This window comes from Paenibacillus dendritiformis, from assembly GCF_021654795.1.
GTDB lineage: Bacteria > Bacillota > Bacilli > Paenibacillales > Paenibacillaceae > Paenibacillus_B.
Genome location: NZ_AP025344.1, coordinates 504,935 through 527,288, shown reverse-complemented (window position 1 = coordinate 527,288; position 22,354 = coordinate 504,935). Strand labels below are relative to the sequence as shown.

20 protein-coding genes and 3 pseudogenes are annotated in these 22,354 nt (G+C 55.8%); 5 read left to right on the top strand and 18 right to left on the bottom strand.

Annotation, left to right across the window (positions count from 1 at the left end; all coding sequences use genetic code 11):
• Window positions 1-61 precede the first annotated feature (61 nt).
• The 3 genes from L6439_RS02425 to L6439_RS02415 all read left to right on the top strand — a co-directional run bounded on the left by L6439_RS02425 (window position 62) and on the right by L6439_RS02415 (window position 2,878).
• Window positions 62-703 carry an SGNH/GDSL hydrolase family protein gene (locus L6439_RS02425; protein WP_213470009.1) on the top strand — a complete coding sequence of 214 codons (642 nt, stop codon included), beginning with the start codon at window positions 62-64 and terminating at the stop codon, window positions 701-703.
• A 359-nt stretch (window positions 704-1,062) separates the two neighbouring features.
• Complete coding sequence (locus L6439_RS02420) at window positions 1,063-1,647, top strand: TetR/AcrR family transcriptional regulator (protein WP_213470007.1); 585 nt, start codon at window positions 1,063-1,065, stop codon at window positions 1,645-1,647.
• A 28-nt stretch (window positions 1,648-1,675) separates the two neighbouring features.
• Window positions 1,676-2,878 carry an MFS transporter gene (locus tag L6439_RS02415; protein WP_213470005.1) on the top strand — a complete coding sequence of 401 codons (1,203 nt, stop codon included), beginning with the start codon at window positions 1,676-1,678 and terminating at the stop codon, window positions 2,876-2,878.
• 152 nt (window positions 2,879-3,030) lie between these two features.
• Here L6439_RS02415 and L6439_RS02410 read toward each other — a convergent pair whose 3' ends face one another.
• The 7 genes and pseudogenes from L6439_RS02410 to L6439_RS02385 all read right to left on the bottom strand — a co-directional run bounded on the left by L6439_RS02410 (window position 3,031) and on the right by L6439_RS02385 (window position 7,978).
• Window positions 3,031-3,552 carry a hypothetical protein gene (locus L6439_RS02410; RefSeq protein ID WP_213470003.1) on the bottom strand — a complete coding sequence of 174 codons (522 nt, stop codon included), beginning with the start codon at window positions 3,550-3,552 and terminating at the stop codon, window positions 3,031-3,033.
• Between the two features lie 574 nt (window positions 3,553-4,126).
• Entirely contained in the window at window positions 4,127-5,728 is a 1,602-nt protein-coding gene (ptsG, locus tag L6439_RS02405) for a glucose-specific PTS transporter subunit IIBC (protein WP_213470001.1), read from the bottom strand.
• A 125-nt stretch (window positions 5,729-5,853) separates the two neighbouring features.
• A complete protein-coding gene (locus tag L6439_RS02400) occupies window positions 5,854-6,369 on the bottom strand; it encodes a zinc-binding dehydrogenase (RefSeq protein ID WP_237096884.1) in 516 nt (171 codons plus the stop codon).
• A 150-nt stretch (window positions 6,370-6,519) separates the two neighbouring features.
• Window positions 6,520-6,684: pseudogene (locus L6439_RS29255) on the bottom strand (hypothetical protein); the annotation flags it as partial.
• Window positions 6,685-6,691: 7 nt separating this feature from the next.
• A pseudogene (locus L6439_RS29420) lies at window positions 6,692-7,231 on the bottom strand (hypothetical protein); the annotation flags it as partial.
• On the bottom strand, window positions 7,138-7,770 hold the full coding sequence (locus L6439_RS02390) for a glycosyl hydrolase 2 galactose-binding domain-containing protein (RefSeq protein WP_237096722.1): 633 nt from the start codon (window positions 7,768-7,770) through the stop codon (window positions 7,138-7,140). The pseudogene L6439_RS29420 and the gene L6439_RS02390, both read right to left, overlap by 94 nt.
• On the bottom strand, window positions 7,703-7,978 hold the full coding sequence (locus L6439_RS02385; protein ID WP_237096721.1) for a glycosyl hydrolase 2 galactose-binding domain-containing protein: 276 nt from the start codon (window positions 7,976-7,978) through the stop codon (window positions 7,703-7,705). The genes L6439_RS02390 and L6439_RS02385 overlap by 68 nt, the downstream gene beginning before the upstream one ends.
• A 31-nt stretch (window positions 7,979-8,009) precedes the next feature.
• Here L6439_RS02385 and L6439_RS29605 point away from each other — a divergent pair.
• A pseudogene (locus tag L6439_RS29605) lies at window positions 8,010-8,710 on the top strand (substrate-binding domain-containing protein); the annotation flags it as partial.
• A gap of 144 nt (window positions 8,711-8,854) precedes the next feature.
• Here L6439_RS29605 and L6439_RS02370 read toward each other — a convergent pair.
• The 4 genes from L6439_RS02370 to L6439_RS02355 all read right to left on the bottom strand — a co-directional run bounded on the left by L6439_RS02370 (window position 8,855) and on the right by L6439_RS02355 (window position 13,858).
• Entirely contained in the window at window positions 8,855-9,904 is a 1,050-nt protein-coding gene (locus L6439_RS02370; protein ID WP_168181074.1) for a P-loop NTPase family protein, read from the bottom strand.
• Window positions 9,897-10,661, bottom strand: coding sequence for an alpha/beta fold hydrolase (locus tag L6439_RS02365; RefSeq protein WP_213469996.1), 765 nt, complete (start codon window positions 10,659-10,661; stop codon window positions 9,897-9,899). The genes L6439_RS02370 and L6439_RS02365 overlap by 8 nt, the downstream gene beginning before the upstream one ends.
• A gap of 41 nt (window positions 10,662-10,702) precedes the next feature.
• Complete coding sequence (locus L6439_RS02360) at window positions 10,703-11,659, bottom strand: acetamidase/formamidase family protein (protein WP_213469994.1); 957 nt, start codon at window positions 11,657-11,659, stop codon at window positions 10,703-10,705.
• A gap of 1,317 nt (window positions 11,660-12,976) precedes the next feature.
• Window positions 12,977-13,858, bottom strand: a complete 882-nt coding sequence (locus tag L6439_RS02355; RefSeq protein ID WP_213469992.1) for an ROK family protein — start codon at window positions 13,856-13,858, stop codon at window positions 12,977-12,979.
• A 323-nt stretch (window positions 13,859-14,181) separates the two neighbouring features.
• Here L6439_RS02355 and trpB point away from each other — a divergent pair, with 323 nt between their 5' ends.
• On the top strand, window positions 14,182-15,324 hold the full coding sequence (gene trpB, locus L6439_RS02350) for a tryptophan synthase subunit beta (RefSeq protein WP_213470157.1): 1,143 nt from the start codon (window positions 14,182-14,184) through the stop codon (window positions 15,322-15,324).
• 288 nt (window positions 15,325-15,612) lie between these two features.
• Here trpB and L6439_RS02345 read toward each other — a convergent pair whose 3' ends face one another.
• From L6439_RS02345 to L6439_RS02315, 7 genes are all read right to left on the bottom strand, one after another.
• Window positions 15,613-15,843, bottom strand: a complete 231-nt coding sequence (locus tag L6439_RS02345; protein WP_168181076.1) for a hypothetical protein — start codon at window positions 15,841-15,843, stop codon at window positions 15,613-15,615.
• Window positions 15,821-15,997, bottom strand: coding sequence for a hypothetical protein (locus L6439_RS02340; protein ID WP_168181077.1), 177 nt, complete (start codon window positions 15,995-15,997; stop codon window positions 15,821-15,823). The genes L6439_RS02345 and L6439_RS02340 overlap by 23 nt, the downstream gene beginning before the upstream one ends.
• A gap of 86 nt (window positions 15,998-16,083) precedes the next feature.
• Window positions 16,084-17,460: an ABC transporter substrate-binding protein gene (locus L6439_RS02335; RefSeq protein WP_213469990.1), complete on the bottom strand. Its 1,377-nt coding sequence runs from the start codon at window positions 17,458-17,460 to the stop codon at window positions 16,084-16,086.
• A gap of 136 nt (window positions 17,461-17,596) precedes the next feature.
• On the bottom strand, window positions 17,597-18,967 hold the full coding sequence (locus L6439_RS02330; protein WP_213469988.1) for an ABC transporter substrate-binding protein: 1,371 nt from the start codon (window positions 18,965-18,967) through the stop codon (window positions 17,597-17,599).
• Between the two features lie 37 nt (window positions 18,968-19,004).
• Window positions 19,005-19,802 (bottom strand): hypothetical protein, encoded by a 798-nt coding sequence (locus L6439_RS02325; protein WP_237096720.1) that lies wholly within the window; start codon window positions 19,800-19,802, stop codon window positions 19,005-19,007.
• A 243-nt stretch (window positions 19,803-20,045) separates the two neighbouring features.
• Window positions 20,046-21,740: a DUF4179 domain-containing protein gene (locus tag L6439_RS02320; protein WP_213469986.1), complete on the bottom strand. Its 1,695-nt coding sequence runs from the start codon at window positions 21,738-21,740 to the stop codon at window positions 20,046-20,048.
• Complete coding sequence (locus L6439_RS02315; RefSeq protein ID WP_213469984.1) at window positions 21,688-22,329, bottom strand: RNA polymerase sigma factor; 642 nt, start codon at window positions 22,327-22,329, stop codon at window positions 21,688-21,690. The genes L6439_RS02320 and L6439_RS02315 overlap by 53 nt, the downstream gene beginning before the upstream one ends.
• Window positions 22,330-22,354: the final 25 nt, after the last annotated feature.

The following is a 22,354-nucleotide window of genomic DNA, read 5'->3' as shown; positions in this document are numbered from 1 at the left end:
CATGCCTTTAAGTGCGATTGCGGATCTTCTGCATAATTAGGGGTAGGTGGGGAATTTTCCTATGATCTATACAGCTCTTGGTGATTCCATTACATTCGGGGAGAATGCAACTTCGGCGGCACGGGCTTATCCCCGACTGGCCGGATCGATGTCCCGCCCTTACCGGGTATATATTCTGGCGCGTCCCGGCTGGAGCGCCTATGATCTATTGGATGCCGCGATATGGCAAGGGTCCTCCCTGATTCGCCGTTCCGCTGCGGTCTCCGTATGGATTGGAGGCGTGGATCTGGCGAACGCCGCGCTGTCCGCGCTTCGAATTCGCCAGCCTCTGGCTGCCAAAGTGATTTTAAGCCGTTATAAACGAACCTTGCATGCACTCCTGACCCACATCAAAGACATCAGCCATGCCCGGATCATTTGCTGCACGCAATATAATCCGTTTCCGAACAGCCCGCTATCCATCATGTCGATAGACCGGTTAAATAACGCGACCAAGGAAGTGGCGAAAAGCTGCGGCGCCGCGGTCGCGCCTGTGCATTCGTGGTTTGAAGGCAAACAAGCCGATCTGATTTACGGATATCGAAAAGGAAAGCTGGAAGACGCTTTGACCGGGTTCCTGCCCATCCATCCCAATGATCAGGGGCATCGGCTTATTGCCAAAGGGCTGGCCCCCTATCTTGCCGCGTCCAGGCCAACTTCCTGATCACTCTTCCTCTGCTTCGGCAATAAAAGAGAGCGGAACGAATCTGTTCCGCTCTCTTTCTCTTGTCCCCGGTGCCCGCGCGTCATGCCGTGCGCCTCTGTGCCGATCATGCCGTCCCGTATCTTTCTTGGGTTGACTTCCAAGTCGGATTGAAGTGGGGACTGACATAGATAAGCACGGCCTCTCCGTCCTTCAGCAGCGTATCCTCCAGCTCAAAGATTTCTCTGAAAGCGTTCTCTTTCTTCCGAATGTGACAGTGAATTCTAAAAGTGATGTAAAATTTTCAGATCGTGCTTGCTTCGTTTAACTATATTTGTTACTATAACTGACGAACGTTCGTTAATACTGAGGTGATTTGATTGAAAAGCGAAGAAATTAAGGATGCGGCTTTGAAATATTTCACCATGCATGGTTACGAAGGAGCATCCCTGTCTCTCATTGCGGAAGATGTCGGCATGAAAAAGCAATCGTTATACGCCCATTTTAAAGGAAAGGACGATCTTTTTCTGCAAGTGCTGCGCGATGCGAAGGAGACGGAGCTCTCTACCAAGCTTCAATATTTTAGCAGCATAGGCTCTCTGCATCCCGAGAAAGCTTTATATGGATTTCTGCAACTGATCATCGATCTTTTCCAAAAAAATGAGCAGCTCACGTTTTGGCTGCGCATGTCTTTTTTTCCGCCTGCCCATCTCGCCAAAGCGATCGAACAGGAAGTGATCGATATCGAAGAAAAGGTGCAGGCGATGCTAAGACGCAAGTTCCAGGATTGGATCGACGAGAAAGCCATCATCGAAGAGGCGGCCAAGACGCCGACCCTCGCCTTCCTGGGCGTCGTCGATTCCATTATGCTGGAGCTTGTGTACGGCGGGAACGACGAGAAACGGCTGAAGGATAAAGTGGAGGCCTCCTGGACCGTCTTTTGGCGAGGAATTGCACATCCTTGATGTAGACAGACAGAAAGTGGTTGATGATATGAAGAAAACAATCAAAGAACAAAAAGCGGTCTTGCTTATTCTCCTTAGCAATGTATTCATTGCCTTTCTGGGCATTGGCCTGGTCATCCCCGTCATGCCGTCTTTCATGAACATGATGCACTTGTCAGGCAAAACGATGGGCTATCTCGTCGCCGTATTCGCCGTGGCCCAATTGCTGATGTCCCCGCTTGCGGGACGCTGGGTTGACCGTTACGGCCGCAAGAAGATCATCATCATCGGCTTATTCCTGTTTAGCGTGTCCGAGCTTGTCTTCGGCTTGGCCGGAAATGCGGCGATGCTTTATTTCGCCAGACTTCTGGGAGGAGTTAGCGCGGCCTTCATTACGCCGGGGGTTACGGCTTATGTAGCGGATATCACCTCCATTCAGGAACGGCCGAAGGCAATGGGCTATGTGTCGGCCGCCATTAGCACCGGCTTTATTATCGGCCCCGGCATCGGCGGCTTTATCGCGGAATACGGCATACGCATGCCTTTCTACTTTGCGGCGGGAATCGCCTTTTTCGCCTGCATTTTATCCGTGTTTATTTTGAAAGAGCAGCTCACGAAGGAGCAGCTGGCGGAAATATCCGCGAACGCAAAGCAAAGCAGCTTTCTGGCCGATATGAAAAAATCGCTTCACCCGCTCTACTGTATCGCATTTATTATCGTCTTCGTGCTCGCTTTCGGTTTATCGGCATACGAAACGGTGTTCAGCCTCTTTTCCGATCGTAAATTCGGCTTTACGCCCAAGGATATTGCAGTCATTATTACGGTAAGCTCCATTTTCGGCGTCGTCGTGCAAATCTTTATGTTCGGAAAAATGGTAGAAATACTCGGCGAAAAGAAGCTGATCCAATTATGCTTGATTACCGGGGCCATCTTGGCGGTGGTGTCCACCGTCATCTCCGGCTTTTGGATCGTGCTGGCGGTAACGTGCTTCATCTTCCTCGCCTTTGATCTGCTGCGGCCGGCCTTGACGACATTTCTGTCCAAAGCGGCCGGGAAAGAACAGGGCTTCGTCGCCGGAATGAACTCCACCTATACAAGCTTGGGGAATATCGCCGGACCGGCGATGGCCGGAATGCTGTTCGACGTTAACATTCACTATCCTTTCCTCTTCTCCGCCGTCATTATGGTCATCGGCCTCGGCATTACCGTCATGTGGAAAGAGAAGCAATTTGCAGAACACGAAGCTGAATAGCTTGATCATCGTCCGATTGATTTAAAGGAGTGTCTCACAGGGGCTCCATCATGATGGAGATGACGACTTAACAGAGAATGCGGATGCGGGAAAAACGGCGGCGCGCAAACCGGTGGAAGAGGGATGAAGCAGTGAAATGCTGCGTGGATGCATCAATTTCTGCTCTTTAACCCGCTATTTGCTGAAATTCCTGCAAAAGTCAGGCTGTTGAGAAAGAAGTTTTGAGTAGGAAAATGGATATTTCCACCATCCTGAAAACTGCACCATTTCCCTAGACACGCCCATCCGGCAGGCGAAATCCGCAAACTCCACGATTTTTCCAGGCACGCCGATTCGGTAAGCGAAATCCTGCAGAAATACAGCAATTCGATATGGACGACGATTCCAGAAAGGGAATCCTGCAAAATTACAGGAATTTCCCCCGTTTCGCTTCGGTTTGAAGCAAAAGGGCCTAAAATGATGTAGATTTGCAGCAATTCCTCGGGATGGGGACTCATTAAGCCGAAATTCCTGTAAAAGAGCAGCAATTTCCTCCGCACGTCCAAGCCCCAGGAGGCAGCGATGCTTCCAGCAGGCCGGATAATGCTTCCAGCAGGCCGATAGTGCTTCCAGCAGGCTGATAATGCTTCCAGCAGGCTGATAATGCTTCCTGAAGGCGATGATGCCCCCAGCATCCGACGCGGTCGGTTGGATCCCGTAAAATCAGGCCATTGAGTAGTCTATGGGACTTTTCACCTGTGATGTGGATCTCTTCTCCCGGTAGAAAAAAATCGATTTAAAACGCTCTAAGAGCCAAAGTTTGGATGAGGAAAATGGACCTTCTCCACCCCTTCACAAAAAACAGGGGTTTTCCAACAGCCTGAAAAGTACATGATGTTCATCGATTTTGTCTTTTATCGATTAGACAGTCAGAAATTGATGCCATTTTGCAGGATTCCCTGTAACGAAGTACGCGTCCTAAAGGAAAAGTGTATTTTTGCAGTTTTTCGGCGAATCGAGCTTTGAGAATCAGGGGGGTTGTCTCCCTGTAGTGAAATACTACTTTCGGGACACCCATTTTCCTCTTTTCATTCGATTCGGTTTCCTTTATCACCAGGCAAAAGCTCTTCGCCTCGACATTCCCCCCGCGCGCCCTTAGCTCTGACACGGCAGTGGAGAATGATTGACGTTGAATCGGATGACGGTTGGATTTTCCGCTCGTCCATAAAAAAGAGCGGGTGAAAAACGCCCGCTCTCCATATGCCCGTTCTATTCATTTTTATTTTGGCTGCCGTCCGGACGCTTCCCGGACTCCTTGTCCTCCTCCGGCTCGGCTCGTTCCAGTTCCATGTCCTCCCGGCCGATCAGTTCATGAATCTGATGCTTAATCGTCTCGGATCGGGTCCCGAATATCGCCTGCACATTGTTGCCGACCTCCAGCACGCCCGAGGCGCCCAGTTCCTTCAGGCGCTCCTTGTCCACATTGCCCCTATCCTTGACCTGCACGCGCAGGCGCGTAATGCAGGCATCCAGGGAGGCAATGTTGGCCTTGCCTCCAAGCGCCGTCAGGATGCCGCGCGGCAATTCTTCTCCCGCCGCCGCTTCCGTCTTGGCCGCGGCCGCCGGCGCGGCCGCTTCCCTTCCCGGCGTTCGCAGGTTGAAGGTGCGGATGGCGAAGCGGAAGCCGAAGTAGTAAATCAGCGCCAGCACCAATCCGACCGGGATGACGAGCCAGTACGGCGTCCGGTTCTGCAGCACGCCGAACAGCAAATAATCGATCACGCCGCCGGAGAACGTCATTCCGATTTTGATGCCGAGCAGATGCATTGTCAGGAACGACAGGCCCGCGAACAGGACGTGCACGGCAAAGAGAAGCGGCGCCACGAACAGGAAGGAGAATTCGAGCGGCTCCGTAATGCCGGTCAGGAAGGACGTCAATGCGGCCGACCCCATCAGCCCGGCCACAAGCTTCTTGTTCTCCGGGCGCGCTTCATGGTAGATGGCGAGGGCAGCTGCCGGCAGGCCGAACATCATGAACGGATATTTTCCGGTCATGAAGGTGCCCGCCGTCAACTCAACGCCGTCTTTCAGCTGGGCGAAGAAGATTTTCTGATCCCCCCGGACGAGATCGCCCGCTTTGCTCACATATTCCCCGAATTCGAACCAGAAAGGCGCATAAAAGATATGATGCAGCCCGAAGGGAATGAGCGCTCGCTCGCAAATGCCGAAGATGAAGGCCGCCAACGCGCGGTTCGAATCGATAAGCGAATGGGAAAATGCATTCAGCCCGCTCTGGATCGGCGGCCAGATGAACACCATCACAATGCCGATAACAAGCGACGTGACGGCCGTAATAATCGGAACAAAGCGCTTGCCCGCGAAGAAACCGAGGTACGAGGGCATCTCGATCTTGAAAAAGCGCTTATAGAGCACGGCCGCCGTGATGCCGATAATGATGCCGCCGAAGACGCCCGTCTGCAGCGTTGGCACGCCTTGCACGATAGCGTAGGCGAAGTTGCTCTCCACCATCTCCGGCGTCACATTCATAATGACTTTCATCGTCACGTTCATGACGAAATAGCCGACGATGGCGGCAAGCCCCGCTACCCCGTCCCCGCCCGCGAGACCGATGGCCACACCGACCGCGAACAGCAAGGACAGGTTGTCGAATACGATGCCTCCGGCTTGCTCCATCACGCTGGAGATCAGGCTGACAGCGCCGGTGCCCAGCACCGGAATACGAGCGATCAGATCCGGATTGCGCAGGGCGTTGCCGATGCCGAGCAGGATGCCCGCCGCCGGCAGAATGGCGACCGGCAGCATGAGCGCCTTGCCAACCTTTTGCAGAACGCCGAATATCGATTTGAACATGGAACTCAACTCCTCACGATATGCCGCTAAGCGGAATGGAAAAGAACCCTGTTGTTACCATTTCCAATCCGTTATGGCGCTATGCATGCGAGTGAGTTCGGATTTCTGGCCCGCTCCCCTTACCGCTATTCCTCCATGACGACCGCTTTGGTCACATTCATCTCGCCATACCGGGCCATGACGTCGGGCAGTTCATCCATGCGGAAGTGATGGCTGATCAGTGGTTCAATATTTACGATATGTTGCGCGAGCAAAGCGATCGACTCCTCGTGCGTATACGGATTGATGAACGAGCCCATGATGCGCAGCTCCTTGCTGAACACCTCGAATGGCGACAGGCTGGCTCGCGCCTCCGGAGAAGCGACGCCGAAGAGCAGAACCTGCCCGCCTTTGCGGGCCGCCTTCATGGCTAGCTCGACGGATTCCGGAAGTCCGGCGCACTCGATCACGACATCGGCTGTGCTGCGAAGTTCATCCGCTGCGCCTGGTTCCCGCGGCGAGACGACGGCTTCGGCGCCCAGTTCACGCAATAATCTGTGCTTGCGCTCGGCCGGCTCGCATACGGTAATGCGCGCGACGCCCGCGGCCGCGGCGAGCTGCAGGAACAACTGGCCGATGAAGCCGCCCCCGATAATCAACACATGCTGATTCGCACGCAGCTCCAGCTTCTTGAAGCCATGCAGCACGCAGCCAAGCGGCTCGGCCATCGCTCCCTCGGCCCAGCTCACCTGGTCGGGCAGCTTGTAGCAGTTGGCCGCCGGCGCCACGCAGGATTCGCCCATCCCGCCGTCTCTCGTCACGCCGACGGCCTCCAGCCGATCGCACAAGTGAGCGCGGCCGCTCCGGCAATATTCGCACGCCCCGCAATAGATATTGGGGTCGACGGACAACCCGGTCGCCCGGGCCCAGATCCGTGACCGCCTCCCCCACGGCGTCGACGATGCCGGCCAGCTCATGGCCAAGCACGATCGGCGGCTTCACCTCCGCCGAGCCCGGATGGCCATGATAAATATGCTGGTCTGTGCCGCAAATGCCGCAGCAGACGACGCGCAGCCGCACCTCATCCTTGCCGGGCCGGCGCTCGCCCCATTCCGTTACCTCCATCATTTTCGTTCCGCGCAGAACTGCCGCTTTCATGCTCCTCATCCCTTTTCCCGCATGATTGTTCTCCTTCTCCATCCCCGGGCCGCTCGCGGCAATCCACGCTTCATCCAGCTCGATCTTGACCATGCGGGCCGCCCGGTCGGTCTCGATGCGGATGATGCCGGCCTCCTCATCCACGACGATCTGCAGGTTGGCCGGTTCGAAGCGCATCTCCTTATAGTCGCGCAAGTAGACATAGTTATCTTCCGTGAGGCCGCTTCCGGACGAGATGACGCACACCGCCTCTGCCGGATCCGCCCCGTTCGTCAGCTCCGCTTCGGACAGCGCATCCAGCTCCCTTTTGCCATTCGGCTCCAGATATACCTCATAGTCGCGCTCATACAGCTTCGTTCCATCCATCCGGTACACGGCCAGCCGGACCTGGTCTTCGTACGGCTCCAGCGGTCGTTGAGCGCCCACAGATGAAGATCCCGGCCGGCATCGTGATCCGCCGTCAGCAGCACCGGTGCATAGAACTTGCGCGCGTAATGATACGCCGCCTTCGGCAGCCCGTAATAGTCGATGACCGACCAGCCCGTGCCGGGCCAGCAGTCATTTAACTGCCAGAACAACGCGCCGAGCCGCGGCCCCCAGTCCCATCCGTAGTGGCTTTGGGCCTTGCGCGTCCATATCCTTTTTTTGCTGAAGCCGGACCAATAATATTGCATCTTGCTCTGTACATGGAGGTGAACCGGATCCAGCTTGACCGCGAGGACATTCTTGCCCTTGTTCAGCTCCCGCGTCACCTCGAACGAATGGCGGATGAACATATTGTCCGTCGATCCCAATTTCACCCCGTTCAAATACACCGTCGCGAACGTATCGAGCCCTTCAAACACAAGCTCCATCCGCTCCATGTCCTCCAACGTCCGTCCCAATGGAACGTCGTCCGGTACCACCACACCTTCTCCTCGACCCAGCGGCATTTCTGAAATGCCCGTAGAACGGATCCTCGATAATGCCCTTCTCGATCAGCGTCGTATGCACATCCCCCGGCACCTTCGCCGTCATCCAGAAATAATCGATATACTCGGGGGAAGCCGCCTCCAAATCGCGCGCCTCGCCGATATTGAAATGGCGCAGCTTCCAGTTCTCGTTCAGTCTCATATCGCGCTCCTATCCAGAAGACACCAAGACTGAATCGGAGCTTGAGCTGGCCCTGCCGTCTTTTCTGAAGAATCAAGACGTGAACGGGATTCTGATTCTGTCCCACTTGAGCACGGATTTTACGAATGCGGTGATCGGTACCGGAATACCGACCGTGCTCATTGATCACCATCATCCGGCCATTCATGCGGACTGCATCTTGACGAACAATCGGTTCAGTGCCTATGAGACCGTTCGGCACCTGTGCGACTTGGGGCACCGGAGCATCGGTTATATCGGCAATATCGATTTCTCGCCGAGCTATTATGAGCGGCTGGAAGGATTCCGGCTTGCCTCCGCGATATGGGAATAGAAGCCCATCCGCAATGGGTCGTGACCGATGCCGTTGAACAGGCCGATTATGTCATGGAGACGCTGAAAGGGATGAGCGCTCAACCGACTGCCTGGTTCTGCGTGAACGACGGACTCGGGTTTCTCGTCAATTCCACGCTCCACCAGTTAGGGTTTCAGGTGCCGGACGACGTCTCGGTATGCAGCTTCGATTACGGGCAGTTGTCCCGCTTGGCCACGCCGATGACGACAACGATGGCCGTCGTTCTCAACCTGTTCGGCCGCAAAGCCGTCGAGCAGCTCTTCTGGCGCATGGAGCATAAGGATGAGCCGTTCACCGAACTGCTGCTGCCGACCAAAATTATTATCGTACGCGAATCTACGGCTCCCCCGCGGAAGTAAGGATGGCAGCCCATCATGCCGAACGGACAAGCGCTTCCGCTTGTCCGTTCTTCCCGGGCGTCTGGCCGCAGATGCCCGCCGCTGCATGCAGACCTGGCCGTTAGGCCGGGTCTCTTTTCGTCTTGTCGTTATGAACTTTTCCCTTTAGGACGGAAGCCGCCCAATATACAGCAGACTCTCGGCAGGAAGATGGTCCGCGCTGCCATTCAGTATCGCCTGCACGTCCTGCAGCATGTCGTGCAGGCCGACTTCCGCGCCAGGCCGGCCCGTATAAGCCTCGGCGACATGGAACGGCTGAGTGAGATAGGCTTCCAGCCGCTCGCCTCGATCATAAGTATGCCGCTCCGAGCCCGGAATGCCGTTCAGGCCCTTCACCTGGACGAGGGAACGCAGCTCCCGGTATCGCCGCAGCAGCTTCTGGGCCCGCTGCTGGACGGCAAGATGGTTCTGGTCGAGATGCACCCCCTCCAGAATGGAGGAGGTCGAGTAGAGCGGATTCACCGCCGGGAACTTCAGTCTGGCCGCGAGGTCGGCATCGAAATACCACAGCGTCTCTAACGGCCCGTACGGGAGATCCTCGTCGACGGCAAGCCCCTTCAGGTCGACCAGAAATGTCGTGGCCCCGGTAATCCCCGCTTGCAGCAGCCGTTCCTGCAAGTCATAGATGCCGCCTGTCAGCACATGCTCCCGGTCCGCGGCGAACACGATCTCCCGGTCCGGGCCGGCATCGGCCATCAGCCGATACGTCTCCTCAATCGAATAGCTTACCTGATCGACGCCGTCCAGCAAATCGCTCAGCTCCGGATACTCTCCCTCCGGCTTGAGCAGGATCGTACCGTACCCTTCCTTCCCCAGGTTGTGGAACAGCTCGCCCAGCAGAACGAGCTGCCCCATCCCCGGACGGGCCACCAAACCAACCGTTCCGCCCTTGGCCAGCGGGGCGAACAAATCGAGCGGCTTAATGCGCGTCTCGATCATGTCCACCGCCTCCCCGCGCAAAATCAATTCATCCAGACTGCATTTCGCCAGCTCGGCGAGCGCCGCGATCGTCCGGACCTCCGCCCGGCCGACCGGAATTTTCCCTGTACATAGATTGGAGACCGTAGCCGGCCGCAATCCAACCGTCCGGGCCGCGCTCGTCAGATTCGGAACCCGCTGTCTCAGCAATGATACGTTCAGCTTCAGATTATCCAACATCTACACCCTTCTTATCGTTAATGTGCGGCCGTATCCCGTTCATGAAGCGCTCGGCCGCTTGAATGAATACATTCGGATCCGGCTCGAAAATATTATGATCGCTCTCCTCGAATACGACAATCTCGGCTTGCGGCAGCTTCTCCCGGTATTGTTCGGCCGCCTCCGCCGACAAGGCGGCGCCTTCCGTTCCGCCACGGATGATCAGGGCGGGACAATGCAGCGACGGCAATCGCTCCCACAGCATGACCGGGTCGGACTCCTGCTGCAGGGCATGCAGCGCCTCGGTGCTCATTCGCTCGGACAGCGGCTTGCCCCGCCAAGGCGGAAGCGAGGAGAAAAACTCGACCCAGCCCGGCTTCAATCGCGTATGGACCGCCGGGTAATCTCCGATAATGAGCCCCTGGATTCTATCCGGATGCTGTACCGCATACCCAAGAGTATAGGCCACCCCTCTGGAGAAGCCCATGAGCACGAACTTCCGCAGCTCCAGTTCTTCGATGGCCGCCTCGATATCGCTGACATGATATTTCAGCGTATACCCGCTTGCCGGGGCATCGCTGCGGCCGCGTCCCCGCAGCGTAATGACCACGCAATGTCTTGGATATAGCTTCTCCACGACCTCCCGATAATCCTCCGCCGCTTCCGCTAATCCGGGAATGATGACAAGCGGCCAGCCGTCCTTCGTCCCGCGGTTCGCTTCCATGACATGAATGTTCACGCCCCGGTTGTTCACATAACGTTCTTCCACGTTCATTGTAACATCCTCCCTGTGCCGGCTCTCCCGGTGATATAGGCTTACCGCAGTGCGTTGTACGGCAGCAGCGCATGGACGCCTTTGACTGAATTCACGATCTGCGTAATGCGAAGATCGACGGTCAATGAGGCGTAAGCATACGCTTCTGTACGCGAAATCCGATAGAGTGATGACATCCAGTCGATCATATCATGCAGGGCCATCCACATCGCTTCCTCCAGATCCTCATGGAATCCCATCGTCAGCCACCCTGCATCGGTCTTGGCCCTCGGCATCGCCAACGGCAGGTCATCCTTTACCGTCAACGTGCAGCTCACTCTCTCCATCGGGCACTCCAGCGCAGGGCCGCCCACTTCTCCGTCGCCCTGGACCGCATGACCGTCTCCGATGGAGAACAGCCCCCCTTCCACCGGGATCGGCAAATACAGCGTGCTGCCGGCCTGCAGCTCCTTGCAGTCGATATTCCCCCCGGAAGCCCGGGGCACGAAGGTCGTATGCTGGCCCGGCTCCGGCGGCGGCATGCCCATAATGCCCATGAATGGCTTTAGTCCGACAGCGTAGTCGAAATTGCCGAACTGGCTTCGCCCCACCATCCGGTCGGCGTCCAAAGCAAAATCAAGGTAAACCTCGGGCTCTTCGGTCATTCCCAGCTTCTCATTCCAGTAGCTCGGAAATCCTCCCGCCGATGTCCATCCCCATGAACCGGGTACAATCTCATGCAGTTTGATCTCCAGCGTCTGCCCCGGCCGGGCTCCCCGGATAAATACCGGACCGACCAGCGCGTGTCCAAAGTGCGGACATTGGCGGCTCGGCTTCCGTTCCGTGAACTTCTTTCTCGGCTCCCCCGGCACAGAGCGCTTTTCCAAGCCCCATCCGGCGTCCAACGTGCGAAAAATAACCGTATCCCCGGAATCGATCGTTAACGCCGGCTCCAAATCTTTGCTAAAAAAGCCGTGAAGCGTGTCTGCATCCGGCTTCAATTCATGAATCTTCGGCATAGCTTCCTCCTCAGCCCGTCATGCAAGACGGCGAAGGGACAGCTGCCGCCTTGTTACTTTATAAGGTAATCTTAATTACTTTTTAAGTCAATCATTATTTTCTCCTTGACGTAAAAATAATTACCCTATAAAAAAACAACCACCGCTAGAGATAACTCCAACGGTGGTTGTTCTATCTAGCCGCACCAGGCGGAACGCAATCAAGCCGATTTCCCTTGTCCGTGCTCGTACCCAAACGATACCTCATCCGATCTCGCAAATCCCGCAAATGCCCCAGTGTAGAGACGCCTTGCACATCTTCGTACATTGTCTCGCTCAAGGTCCCGCCCATGGTCCCAAGCTTCCGGAAGTTGCCGAACCGCCCCAAGCACATCAAGGGGGCTGTCCCATAAGCAGGTTTTCGCTGCCATGAGCCCCCCCTGATTCTCAACGCTCGACTTGCCGAAAAACTGCAAGAATGCAGTTTTCCCTTATAACGTTTGCTTCGTTACAGGAATTCCTGCAAAACCGCATCAATTTCAGCATATGAAACCGATAGAAAGCAAAAATCGGCGGAAATAATGTACTTTTGCAGGAATTGAATAAAATATCGGCTCAAAGGGCGTAAATTCCTGTATTAACCAGGCTGTTGAGAAAGTCCAGAGGATTTTTGGGCACTTCATCAGGACTTCTCTCTCAGTAGAAAAATTTTATCTGATCGAGTGCCTGAAAACTGCACAATGAAATGTCTATCCGATAGGCGAAGTCCTCAAAACTGCACGGTTTCTCAAGGCACGTTGATTCAGTAGGCAAAATCCTGTACAAATACAGTAATTCTGTAGGGACGACTTCACCAGAATGGGAATCCTGTAAAACTGCAGCAATTTCACCCGTTTCTCTTCAACTTAGCTCAAAAGGGCCTAAAATGATGTAGCTGTGCAGCAATTCCTCGAAATTTGGACTCATTGAGCCGAAATTCCTGTAAAATAGCAGCAATTCCCTCACACGTTAAAACCCAGGAGATTATGATGTCTCCAGAAGGCGATGACGCTCTGAATGCCAAGTTTCGATTAGGTAATCACCCCTCCGAAAAAAACAGGGGTTTTCCAACAGCCTGATTAACGCGGGATTTCACTGCAACATCCAGCTTCGGCCGCTATCTTCCCGCCTCTACATTCTCTGCTGTCCCTTCCTAATCTCTGCTTCACGTCATATTTCACTGCTGTCCCGTCTTTCCCGTCTCCTTGTGCACACCTATCTATGGCCAACCTCTCTTCACTCGCAAGGTCGTGCTCGCCACGGCGCTGGCCGAGACGAGGTTGACGGTGGAAGATTCGGTTATTGCTGCTTCAGCGCCTGCATCCCTAACGCCAGCGCTCCGGTAATTCCCGCGCGGTCCTCCAGACCTGGCGGCACGATATAGCCGCTGTCCGTGTCCAATACGGCCGGATGCTGCACATAGCCGTTCAGCAGCCGCTTCACTTCCTCACGAATGCGCGGGAACAGATGAAGCTGCTTCGATACCCCGCCGCCCAGAATGATTTTCTCCGGGGACATGGTCAAAATATAATTCATCAACGCCTGAGCCAGATAATACGTCTGGAACCCCCAAGCCTTGTGATCTTCGCCCAGTTCATACGCCTTGACGCCCCAGCGCGCTTCAATCGCCGGTCCGGCCGCCAAGCCCTCCAGACAATCCTGATGGTACGGGCACTTGCCCGCATACGTATCCTCCGGATGGCGCTTCACGAAAATATGACCCATCTCCGGATGAGTCAGCCCGTGAACGAGCTTGCCTTCCACGACCGCCCCTGCCCCGATGCCGGTGCCGACGGTAATATAGAGGCAGCTGCTCAGCCCTTTGGCCGCCCCGTAGGTCGCTTCGCCCAGCGCGGCTCCGTTCACGTCCGTATCGAATCCGATCGGCACGTTAATATGGCGCTTCAAATGGCCCACGACATCATACCCGCTCCAATGCGGCTTCGGTGTCTTCGCAATATGGCCATAGGTGGCGCTCGCCGGGTTCAGATCCACCGGTCCGAACGAGCCGAAGCCGATGGCGTCAACTCCCTTATCCTTAAAAAACTGCACCGTACGGTCCATCGTCTCTTCCGGCGTTGTCGTAGGGAATGTCTCCGTCTCTCCTACCTGTCCGTCCGGCGTGCCGACGGCGACGACAAATTTGGTGCCTCCGCCTTCAATCGCTCCTATACGTGTCATCACTTTCTCCCTCACCTTCTCCATGCCTGGTACGGCTGCGCCCTGTCTGTCTATCGGTGCCGCGCAGCCCGCAGCGGCCGCCTTGCAAGCGGTAACGCTTCCATCGGTCTCATTATACCATTCGTCTCGACACGTTCCAACACGAATCGAGCCGCATCTAAGATTATGACACATTTGTCGAATTTTTTACCCTTCCCCGCGGTAGAATCGGAACAAGTTTTCGTGGACGTCGGTCCGGTAATGCGTTAAAATATCAAATTAAATAGAAGCGCTGGGCGCACAGGGAGGCGTTATCATTGAGCACACAGACATCACAGCGAGGCATGTTCGGCGAATTCGGCGGCAGCTACGTTCCGCCGCAGCTTCAAGGCGTATTGGATCGGTTGGCGGAAGCCTTCGACCGCTATAAGGACGACCCGGAATTCATCGATGAATTCAAAACGTATCTGCGCGAATACGTCGGGCGGGAGAGTCCGTTGACGTATGCGAAGCATCTGAGCGAGAAGCTCGGCGGTGCCAAGATTTATCTGAAAAGGGAAGATCTCAATCATACCGGATCGCATAAAATCAATAATGTGATGGGGCAGATTCTGCTCGCGAAGCGCATGGGCGCGCATCGCGTCATCGCCGAGACCGGCGCGGGCCAGCATGGCGTCGCCACGGCCACCGTCTGCGCCATGTTCGACATGGAGTGCATTATCTATATGGGCGCCGAGGATATTCGCCGCCAGGCGCTGAACGTGTTCCGCATGGAGCTGCTCGGCGCGAAGGTCGTCTCGGTCGCGAAGGGGCAGGGCCGCTTGAAAGATGCCGTCGACGAGGCGCTGAACGATCTCGTGGAAAATTATGAGTCCACGTTCTACCTGCTCGGCTCGGCGGTAGGCCCGCATCCGTTCCCGTCGATGGTCAAGCATTTCCAGGCGATCATCAGCGAAGAGTCGAAGCGCCAGATTATGGACAAGGAAGGCCGCTTGCCGGACGCGGTACTGGCCTGTGTCGGGGGCGGCAGCAACGCAATCGGGGCATTCGCCCATTATGTGGACGAACCGTCCGTCCGCCTGATCGGCGTGGAGCCCAATCAAGCCGCCACCTTGAACCGCGGCGTCCCGGGCGTCCTTCACGGCTTCCGCTGTCTCGTGCTGCTCGACGAGGAAGGCAACCCGGCGCCAACGTACTCCATCGCTGCCGGCCTCGATTACCCAGGCATCGGACCGGAGCACAGCCACTTGAAGGTGAGCGGGCGGGCCGAATATGTCACCGTCACGAACGAGGAGGTGCTGGAAGCGTTCCAGGTGCTGTCGAAGACGGAGGGCATTATCCCGGCGCTGGAGAGCGCGCATGCCGTTGCCCATGCCTTGAAGCTGGCGCCGCAGCTTCGCCGCGATCAGATCATCATCGTCAATCTGTCGGGACGCGGAGACAAAGACGTGCAGCAGGTGTTCGAGATGCTTCAATCGGGCAATTGATTGAGAAGAGAGGGGCTGTCCGCTAGGGATCGTTTTTTAGCCGAAGCGAGACCGCCCCTCCTGCTTCTCGCACCTCAGCTAGCCGAAAAACTGTAAAAATACAGTTTTCCTTGATGACGCGTGTTCCGTTACACGAGTTCCTGCAAAACTGCATCATTTTCGGACTATTCATTCGATCAACGACAAAAATTGTTGAAAATAATGTACTTTTGCAGGAATTTCATCAAAATGCGCCCTAAAAAGCGAAAATTGCTGCATCCACGCAGGATTTCATAGTCTCTTTCCCACTTACGCCACTGGTGCCATCGAAGCGGCCATCGCCGGAGAATAGCCATGTACCCGACTCGGCTGGCACGCATCGAACGAGATGACAGGCGGGCTATGCCGCGTCGGCGGAACCGCCGCTTTGGCCGGGCGGGCGCTGCCCTGGTCTTTTTTTGAACTCCAGCCCGCTTCGCCCGCTTCCGCCTTCATTTCCCGCTTGTACTTCAGACCGTTAGGCAGGATTGGCTGCCTCAATCCGCTTTTGCCTGCTCTCGTTGGAAGCAGCGGCCGGCTTCGCCGCGGCTTTGTTCGTGGATTGCGAAACCGCTTCGGCAACCGCGTTCATCGCACCGAACAGCAGCAGCATGCAGAAGGCCGCGATTGCCGCTTCTTTGAAATTATTTTTCATCGTATCCCTTATCCTTCTATCTCTCTTCCACAGGGCAGCTTCCGACACACCAGGTTTTCTTCCGGCCGGCGAGGTCGGCGAGGTCATCATCTGCCTTGATGTTCCTCCTGCGCCTTGCTCCGGGCCGACTCCAGCATGGCCTGCGCCTTCTGCTCCAGTTCGGCCAGCGCCTCATCCACCGGCTTCCCGTTATCGATCACGGATTGCAGCGCTTCATTCGCCAGCGAAGAATACGCCTGATAGAAGCTGTCCGGAACCCGCTTCATTACGCGTTCGTTATGATGAGGCGCCGGCTTCAGCATATAGAACACCTCCGTATCGGCGCGATCTCCGCCGGAGACATAATCGGCTATCGCCGGCAGGTCGCTCCCGGCCGTGCGCGATCTGGCCTTGGCCACCTCCGGTCCGTTGATGAAGCGGATAAGGTTCCAAGCCGCCTGCTTGCGGGGAGAATCCGCGGCGATAGCCAGAATCTGGGGCACGTAGACCGAAGTCGATTCATCGGGCCGCGCCGGGTTGATCGGAACCGTGACCATGCCCCAGTCGAAGGTCTTCGCTTTGCTGCGGAGCTGGGAAGCAAAGTGATGATCACTGATCAACATCGCCGCTTCCCCGTTCAGGAACTTGTTGATGGCGAGAAAATAACCGTAACCCTCCGGGCCCTCGCCCGATTCCTTCGGGGAACGGACCGAGATCGCCTTGCTTCGGATCGCCTCGGCCGCGATCTGGAAGGCCTGCTTCCATCCTTCCGATTGCAGCACGACGTTCCCGCCTTTCGCATCGAATAATTGCAGATCCAAGGTCAACGCAACCTGGGACAGCACATCGTGAGCTTCATTGCCAATCAGGCCATAGACGGGGGCGTCCTCTGTCCCGGTATTCGGGAACCGTGCCGCCAGCGCGAACATGTCAGGCCATTGCATCTTGTTGGAGGGAGGATCGATACTGTTCTCATTGAACAAATCTGCATTGTAATACATGACCCGCGGCCGGATGAATGGAGCCAGCCCATAGAGTGAACCGTCCCCCTTCTCCCGCAGCATGTCGATCATGCCCGGCATATATCCGCTCAGATCGAATTGGTCCTGCATGATTGCCGGATCCAGATTATACAGCTTGCCCGCCCGGGCCAGCACTTCATATTCATCCTGGTCCAGCAGCAGCACATCCGGCTTATGCAAATCGATGAGCTTTTTGAGTTCCTCCTCGTAATCCCCTTGCCGCGCCTCTTCTATCCATTCTCGCGCCTGCAGCACGTCCACCTGGATGCCGGGGAACTTGGCGGCGAACATTTGCCCATATTTGGTATGGAACGGCTCCACATCCGGGTACCAAATTTTCAGACTGCCGGGGGCGTCCTCCCCCAGCTCGTCCTGTACGGACTTGCCTGCCATGCAACCATTCAACAGAACCGCAATACTAAGCAGCAGCCCCGTCATCTTCCATTTCCTTGATAACCTCATCTCTTCTTCCTTTCCCCTTAGCTGACGGTCTCGCCTTTACCGGCAGAGGCCCGCCTGCCGCAAGCTTCCCTATGTATGGCGACAGGCGAACGCAAGCCCGCCCGTCCACATTCGTTGCGCGTGTGATCCCCGCTCCCTACTGGTCGCTGCGGGCCGCCTGAAGCGCCGCTTGCGCCTGCTGCTGCAGATTCGCCAACGCCTCGTCCACCGAACTCGTCTGATCGATTACGGCTTGCAGCGCTTCGTTCACCAGGGACGCATAAACGTCGTCAAAAGACTTGGGAATCTTCTTGCCGGTACGTTCATATTTCCGATCCATCGGCTTCAGCGCGTATAACGGTTCCGCGCTTTTCCCGTTGAGGTCCTTGACGTAGCCGATGCGAGTCGGCAGCTGATACAATATGCCTTGCGCATCCGCGCTTGCTCTCTCCGGCCCGGCGACATACTTGATGAATTCCCAAGCCGCCCGCTTGTTCGCGGACTCCGCCGATATGGCGAACGTCTCTCGATAAGATGCAAATGGCGATTCTCCGGGATTCGCGGGGTCTACAGGGACCGGCGCTATGCCCCATTCGAACTTCTTCGCCTTCTTGCTGTACGATGGATCGTTAATGTTGTAGGCCAAGCCTGAACCCGCGATGACCATGGCGGCCTGCCCGTTCATGAAGAGATCATCGGACGGGAGATAGCTCGGGGCCTCGCCCGCCCCAAGCACCTTCACCGTACGGCTGCGGACCGCATCCGCAGTCATGCGGAACGCCTGCTTCCATCCCTCCGATTCCAGCAGCACGCTCTCCCCTTGCGCATCGAACCTCTGCAGCTTCAGCGTCCGGGCGATGCTCTCCAGCAGTTCCGCCGCATCGCCATCGCCAGCGTCCAATCCATACACGGGTTCGTCGGCCGTGCCGGCACCCTTGAAGCGAGCGGCCAGATCGAACAGCTCTTGCCAGGAGAGGCCGCTGCGGGGCAGCTCGATGCCGTGCTCGGCGAACAGGTCGGCATTATAAAAGATGACGCTGGTGAAAAAATTCGGCGTCAGCCCATAAAGCGAGCCTCCCCCCTTCTCCCGCAGCGAGTCAATCAAGCCGGGCATGTACCCGTCCACATCGAACTGCTCCTGCTTGATGATCGGCTCCAGGTTGAACAGCTTGCCCGCCTGTGCATACTCTTCATACTCGTCCCCGCCAAGCAGCAGCACGTCTGGCTTATGGAGATCCACCCATTTCGCCAGCTCGCTCCGGTAATCGAAATCCTCGCCGCTTCTCCTTTTGTCCATAAGCTCCTTCGTGCTCACAATATCGAACTCGATATTGGGGAACTTGACGTTGAACGCATTTCCGTATTCCCGGTAAAAATCATCTTCGTTATAATAAAGAATCTTTATCGTTCCCTTGCCCTCCTCGCCAAGCTCTTCCAAGGCGGGCTTCGACCCGAAGCAGCCGCTGAGCAAGACGACGACCCCAAGCAGAAGCAGGCCTTTGTGGGCAATGGCGGATAGTCGCATCATCGTTTTCATTCTCCTTTGCTGGCGCCACGCGGAAACGTTACTTGGCTTTCGCTCCGCCCGGCAGCTGGACAGCGCTTTCCGCAAGCTCGATCAGTTCTTCTTTCGTCAATGGATTTTCCGGATTCGTCGAAATGTTAAATTGATATTGGTTGTCTGTCCAGCTCAGTATATTTTTAACGGATTGAGGGGATTTTTTCTTCGTCTCTTCATCCCATTCGTCGGCCGCCGTAAAGTGGTAACCTTTCTGCTGGCCGCGCTTCTTCGCGATCTCTGCGCTCATCAGGCTAAATTGGAGCTTCACGACATCTTTTCCGTTCTTGAATTCGAGATCGGCCTGGCCCGCTTCCGTCCATTTGATGAGCTTCAAGTAAGCGGCTTTGTCTTTGGCCTCCGCTTTCACTTCTTTCCGATACTTGTCGCCATAGGCCAGAATCGGCGGCTCGATGTTGGCTTTGGTGAACTTATACCCTTCCGGCAAGCCGTCCGGACGCTTCAATACGGGAGTCTTCAGCTTGGATGCTACTTTCATGTAATCTTCATAGCCTTTGAAATTGTACATATTCAGATAGTTGGAAAAGTGATCGCCGCCATTAAGCGACTTATCGCTTACATACAATATGTAATAGTCACCCGGATTTTTTTTCATTTTGGCATACTTCGCTTTTTCCGCTTCCACCGCCTTTTTCTTCTCCGCGGCGGAAGGCGCCTTCGCTGCGGCCAGTACCGTCACTTCCTTGGCCGTGTTGGCCGGCGCCGCCTCCGCGGCGATGTGCATCGAATGGAACAGCAGCAGGCAGCTCGTCACGGCAATCGCCGCTTTAGTCCTATTTTTCATGTTCTATTTCCCCTCTCCAGCGTTTCGTTTTTGATCGATCTTCGGTTCAAGGCCAGGCCGCAATGCATTGCTTTGGGATCCCTTAGGCGCAAGCCTCTATGTTATAAACACAGCCAGGCGAAAATTGGTTCACTTTTTTTGAAGATAGTTCAAAAAAATAGACCAACCAGAAATTCTGGCCGGTCCGGCGCTGCGGCAAGCTCTCCGCAATCGCTGCCGCAGCGCGGAAGGAAGAACGTCCCTTTATTGAAGCTTCACTGTTAACTCCCGTTCCGGATGTCTGACCAAATACATAAAGATATACATCTCCGCTTCCGTTTCTTCAAAACCGGGATAGACGTCCACCCGCTTGTTGAGGCTGTCGTTAAGCCCGGCGCCTGGTATCCAATCGAACAGGATATGTCCGGGGATGCGCCGATCTTCCTGGCGAATGAACGTCTGATTGATTCCGCCGAATCGTTCGTCCGGGCTTTCGCTTTCTACATACAGATCACCGTTCTGCTTGTAGTAGGTCCACTTCACCGGATATTCTCCCACGTCCACCGTCAACGTCTGTTTTTCGTCCGAAATATTTGACAAAAGGAGCGGCTGTCTGTAATCCCATCTTTCCTCCACTTCATATTGCAGCAGCAGCTCCATCGGCAATTCCGCTGTCAGGCGGAGATCAGGCGTAGCCTCGAACAGATACGTCTGCACGTAATGAGATCCTTCGCGCGTATTGTCCGTTAACCATTCTTCCCCTTCCAGCTTCCGGCCGCCAACCGACAAATAGACGCCCTTATAAGGCAACCGCGAGTATGGACTGCCATGCTCAATCTCGACCCGAATGCCTGTCGGACGAATGAACAGCTTGCGGACGACGGCCTCTCCCTCCGTCGTTCGCACCGGCACGTCCAGGGTGCGGATCGCCGATGCATGCAACGCCTTCTCCTTGTTCAGCCGCAGCCCTCCGAGATTCCATTCGCCGTCTATCTTCTTGCCCGGCGTCATGTAGGCGAGCTCGAACGTGATATTTTGCTGATGAATGTCGTCCAACTGATAAATCTCTTGCTCGGCCCACTTGCCATTATCGAGGCCAACCCGCATACCGGATCGCTTCATGAGCTTCCCGTCCTTTTTCACCAGAATCTCGGGAAGATTCGTATTCGCGGTCCGCTCATCCCAATACGTATAGAGGGATTTGAGCACCATTTTCCCTTCCGCTTCCCGCGAAATCTGAATGCTTGCGGATTCAATGCCGCCATCCTGAACCGGGAACGTCTGCACGCCAGTCTCGGACAGATCGAGAGCCAGCGGCAACCGCTTGGTGTTATACTCCTGCAGTCCCCGCACGCGAAGCTGCAGTTCCGTCTCCTTGCCGTCGAAGGTCCATGGCGTTTCCAAAAAACCGTTATATCGTTTATTTTCCTTATCCCAAATATGTGAGTAGTACCCCTTTTTCCAGTTCATTCGCATCGATTGAACATCATTCACCTTCACGACGGGTTCCCCGTCAGCCGTGCGCAATTCCACCTCGGAGAATTTCCATTCCAGCGGCTCCTCGTCCCCCGGATCGAAGCTGTATAACAGCGTGGTCCCGTTGTCATCGGACATGGCCGCATCGACCGTAAATGTAACGCCGCTGTTCGTAACCGACTTGTCAATCTTCTGCCCGAATCCGTGGTTCAGCGCCGACTTCACGCCCGGCCGGAACGTAAAATCCCAATGTCCCGACATGGAGGCCAGCACCGGCGTCGCGATCAGCACCAGCGCGACCGCCGATAAGACCGCCAAGCGGCGCCCGCGCAGGAACATCGTCCGGCCTGAGGATTCCGCCCCGGACTCTTGTCTGGCCGCATCGATCCTTGCCCACATCGCATCGAAATCGGGATAGTCGTGTCCCTCCTTATCGCCGAGCCGCCGGGCAAGGTCCGTCTCCACGCGTGTCTCCTTGCTCATTATTCGCACCTTCCTTCCTGCCTCCTGCCTGCTTATGTACGCTCCTATTCCCCGGCCTGCTCCTCTCATCCGGCTCCATCTGGCCCGACTCCTCCAGCATAGCCTTCATCAGCTTCAGGCCCCGATTCAGGCGCGACTTCACCGTGCCAACCGGGATATCCAAGATGTCGGCAATCTCCTTAAGCGCCAAATCATTCGTATAGCGAAGGGTCACGACTACCCTGATTTTATCCGGCAACCGCGCCATGCGGCGCCGCCATTCATCCTCCGTCTCCCGCTGCTCCACCTCGGCGAGCACCGGAGGCTCCGCCTGTTCCCGTTGGAACAAGAGCAGCAGCTTCTCCTTCATTCGTCTCGTCTTGCTCCGCCGCAGATGGTTCAAGCAGTGGTTGACGGCGATGCGCATAAGCCACGTTTTGAGGTGCTCCACCTGCCGCCATCCCGAGGTGAACGCCTTCATGAACACCTCTTGGCATATATCCTCCGCGTCTGACGCATCGCGCAGCATATAGTAGCAGGTCCTGTACACTTCCTTGTTGTACCGCTCGAAAAATTCCCTGTCCGTCAACAGGCCCTCCACCTTTCCCATGCTCACTCTACTAAGTTAACAACTT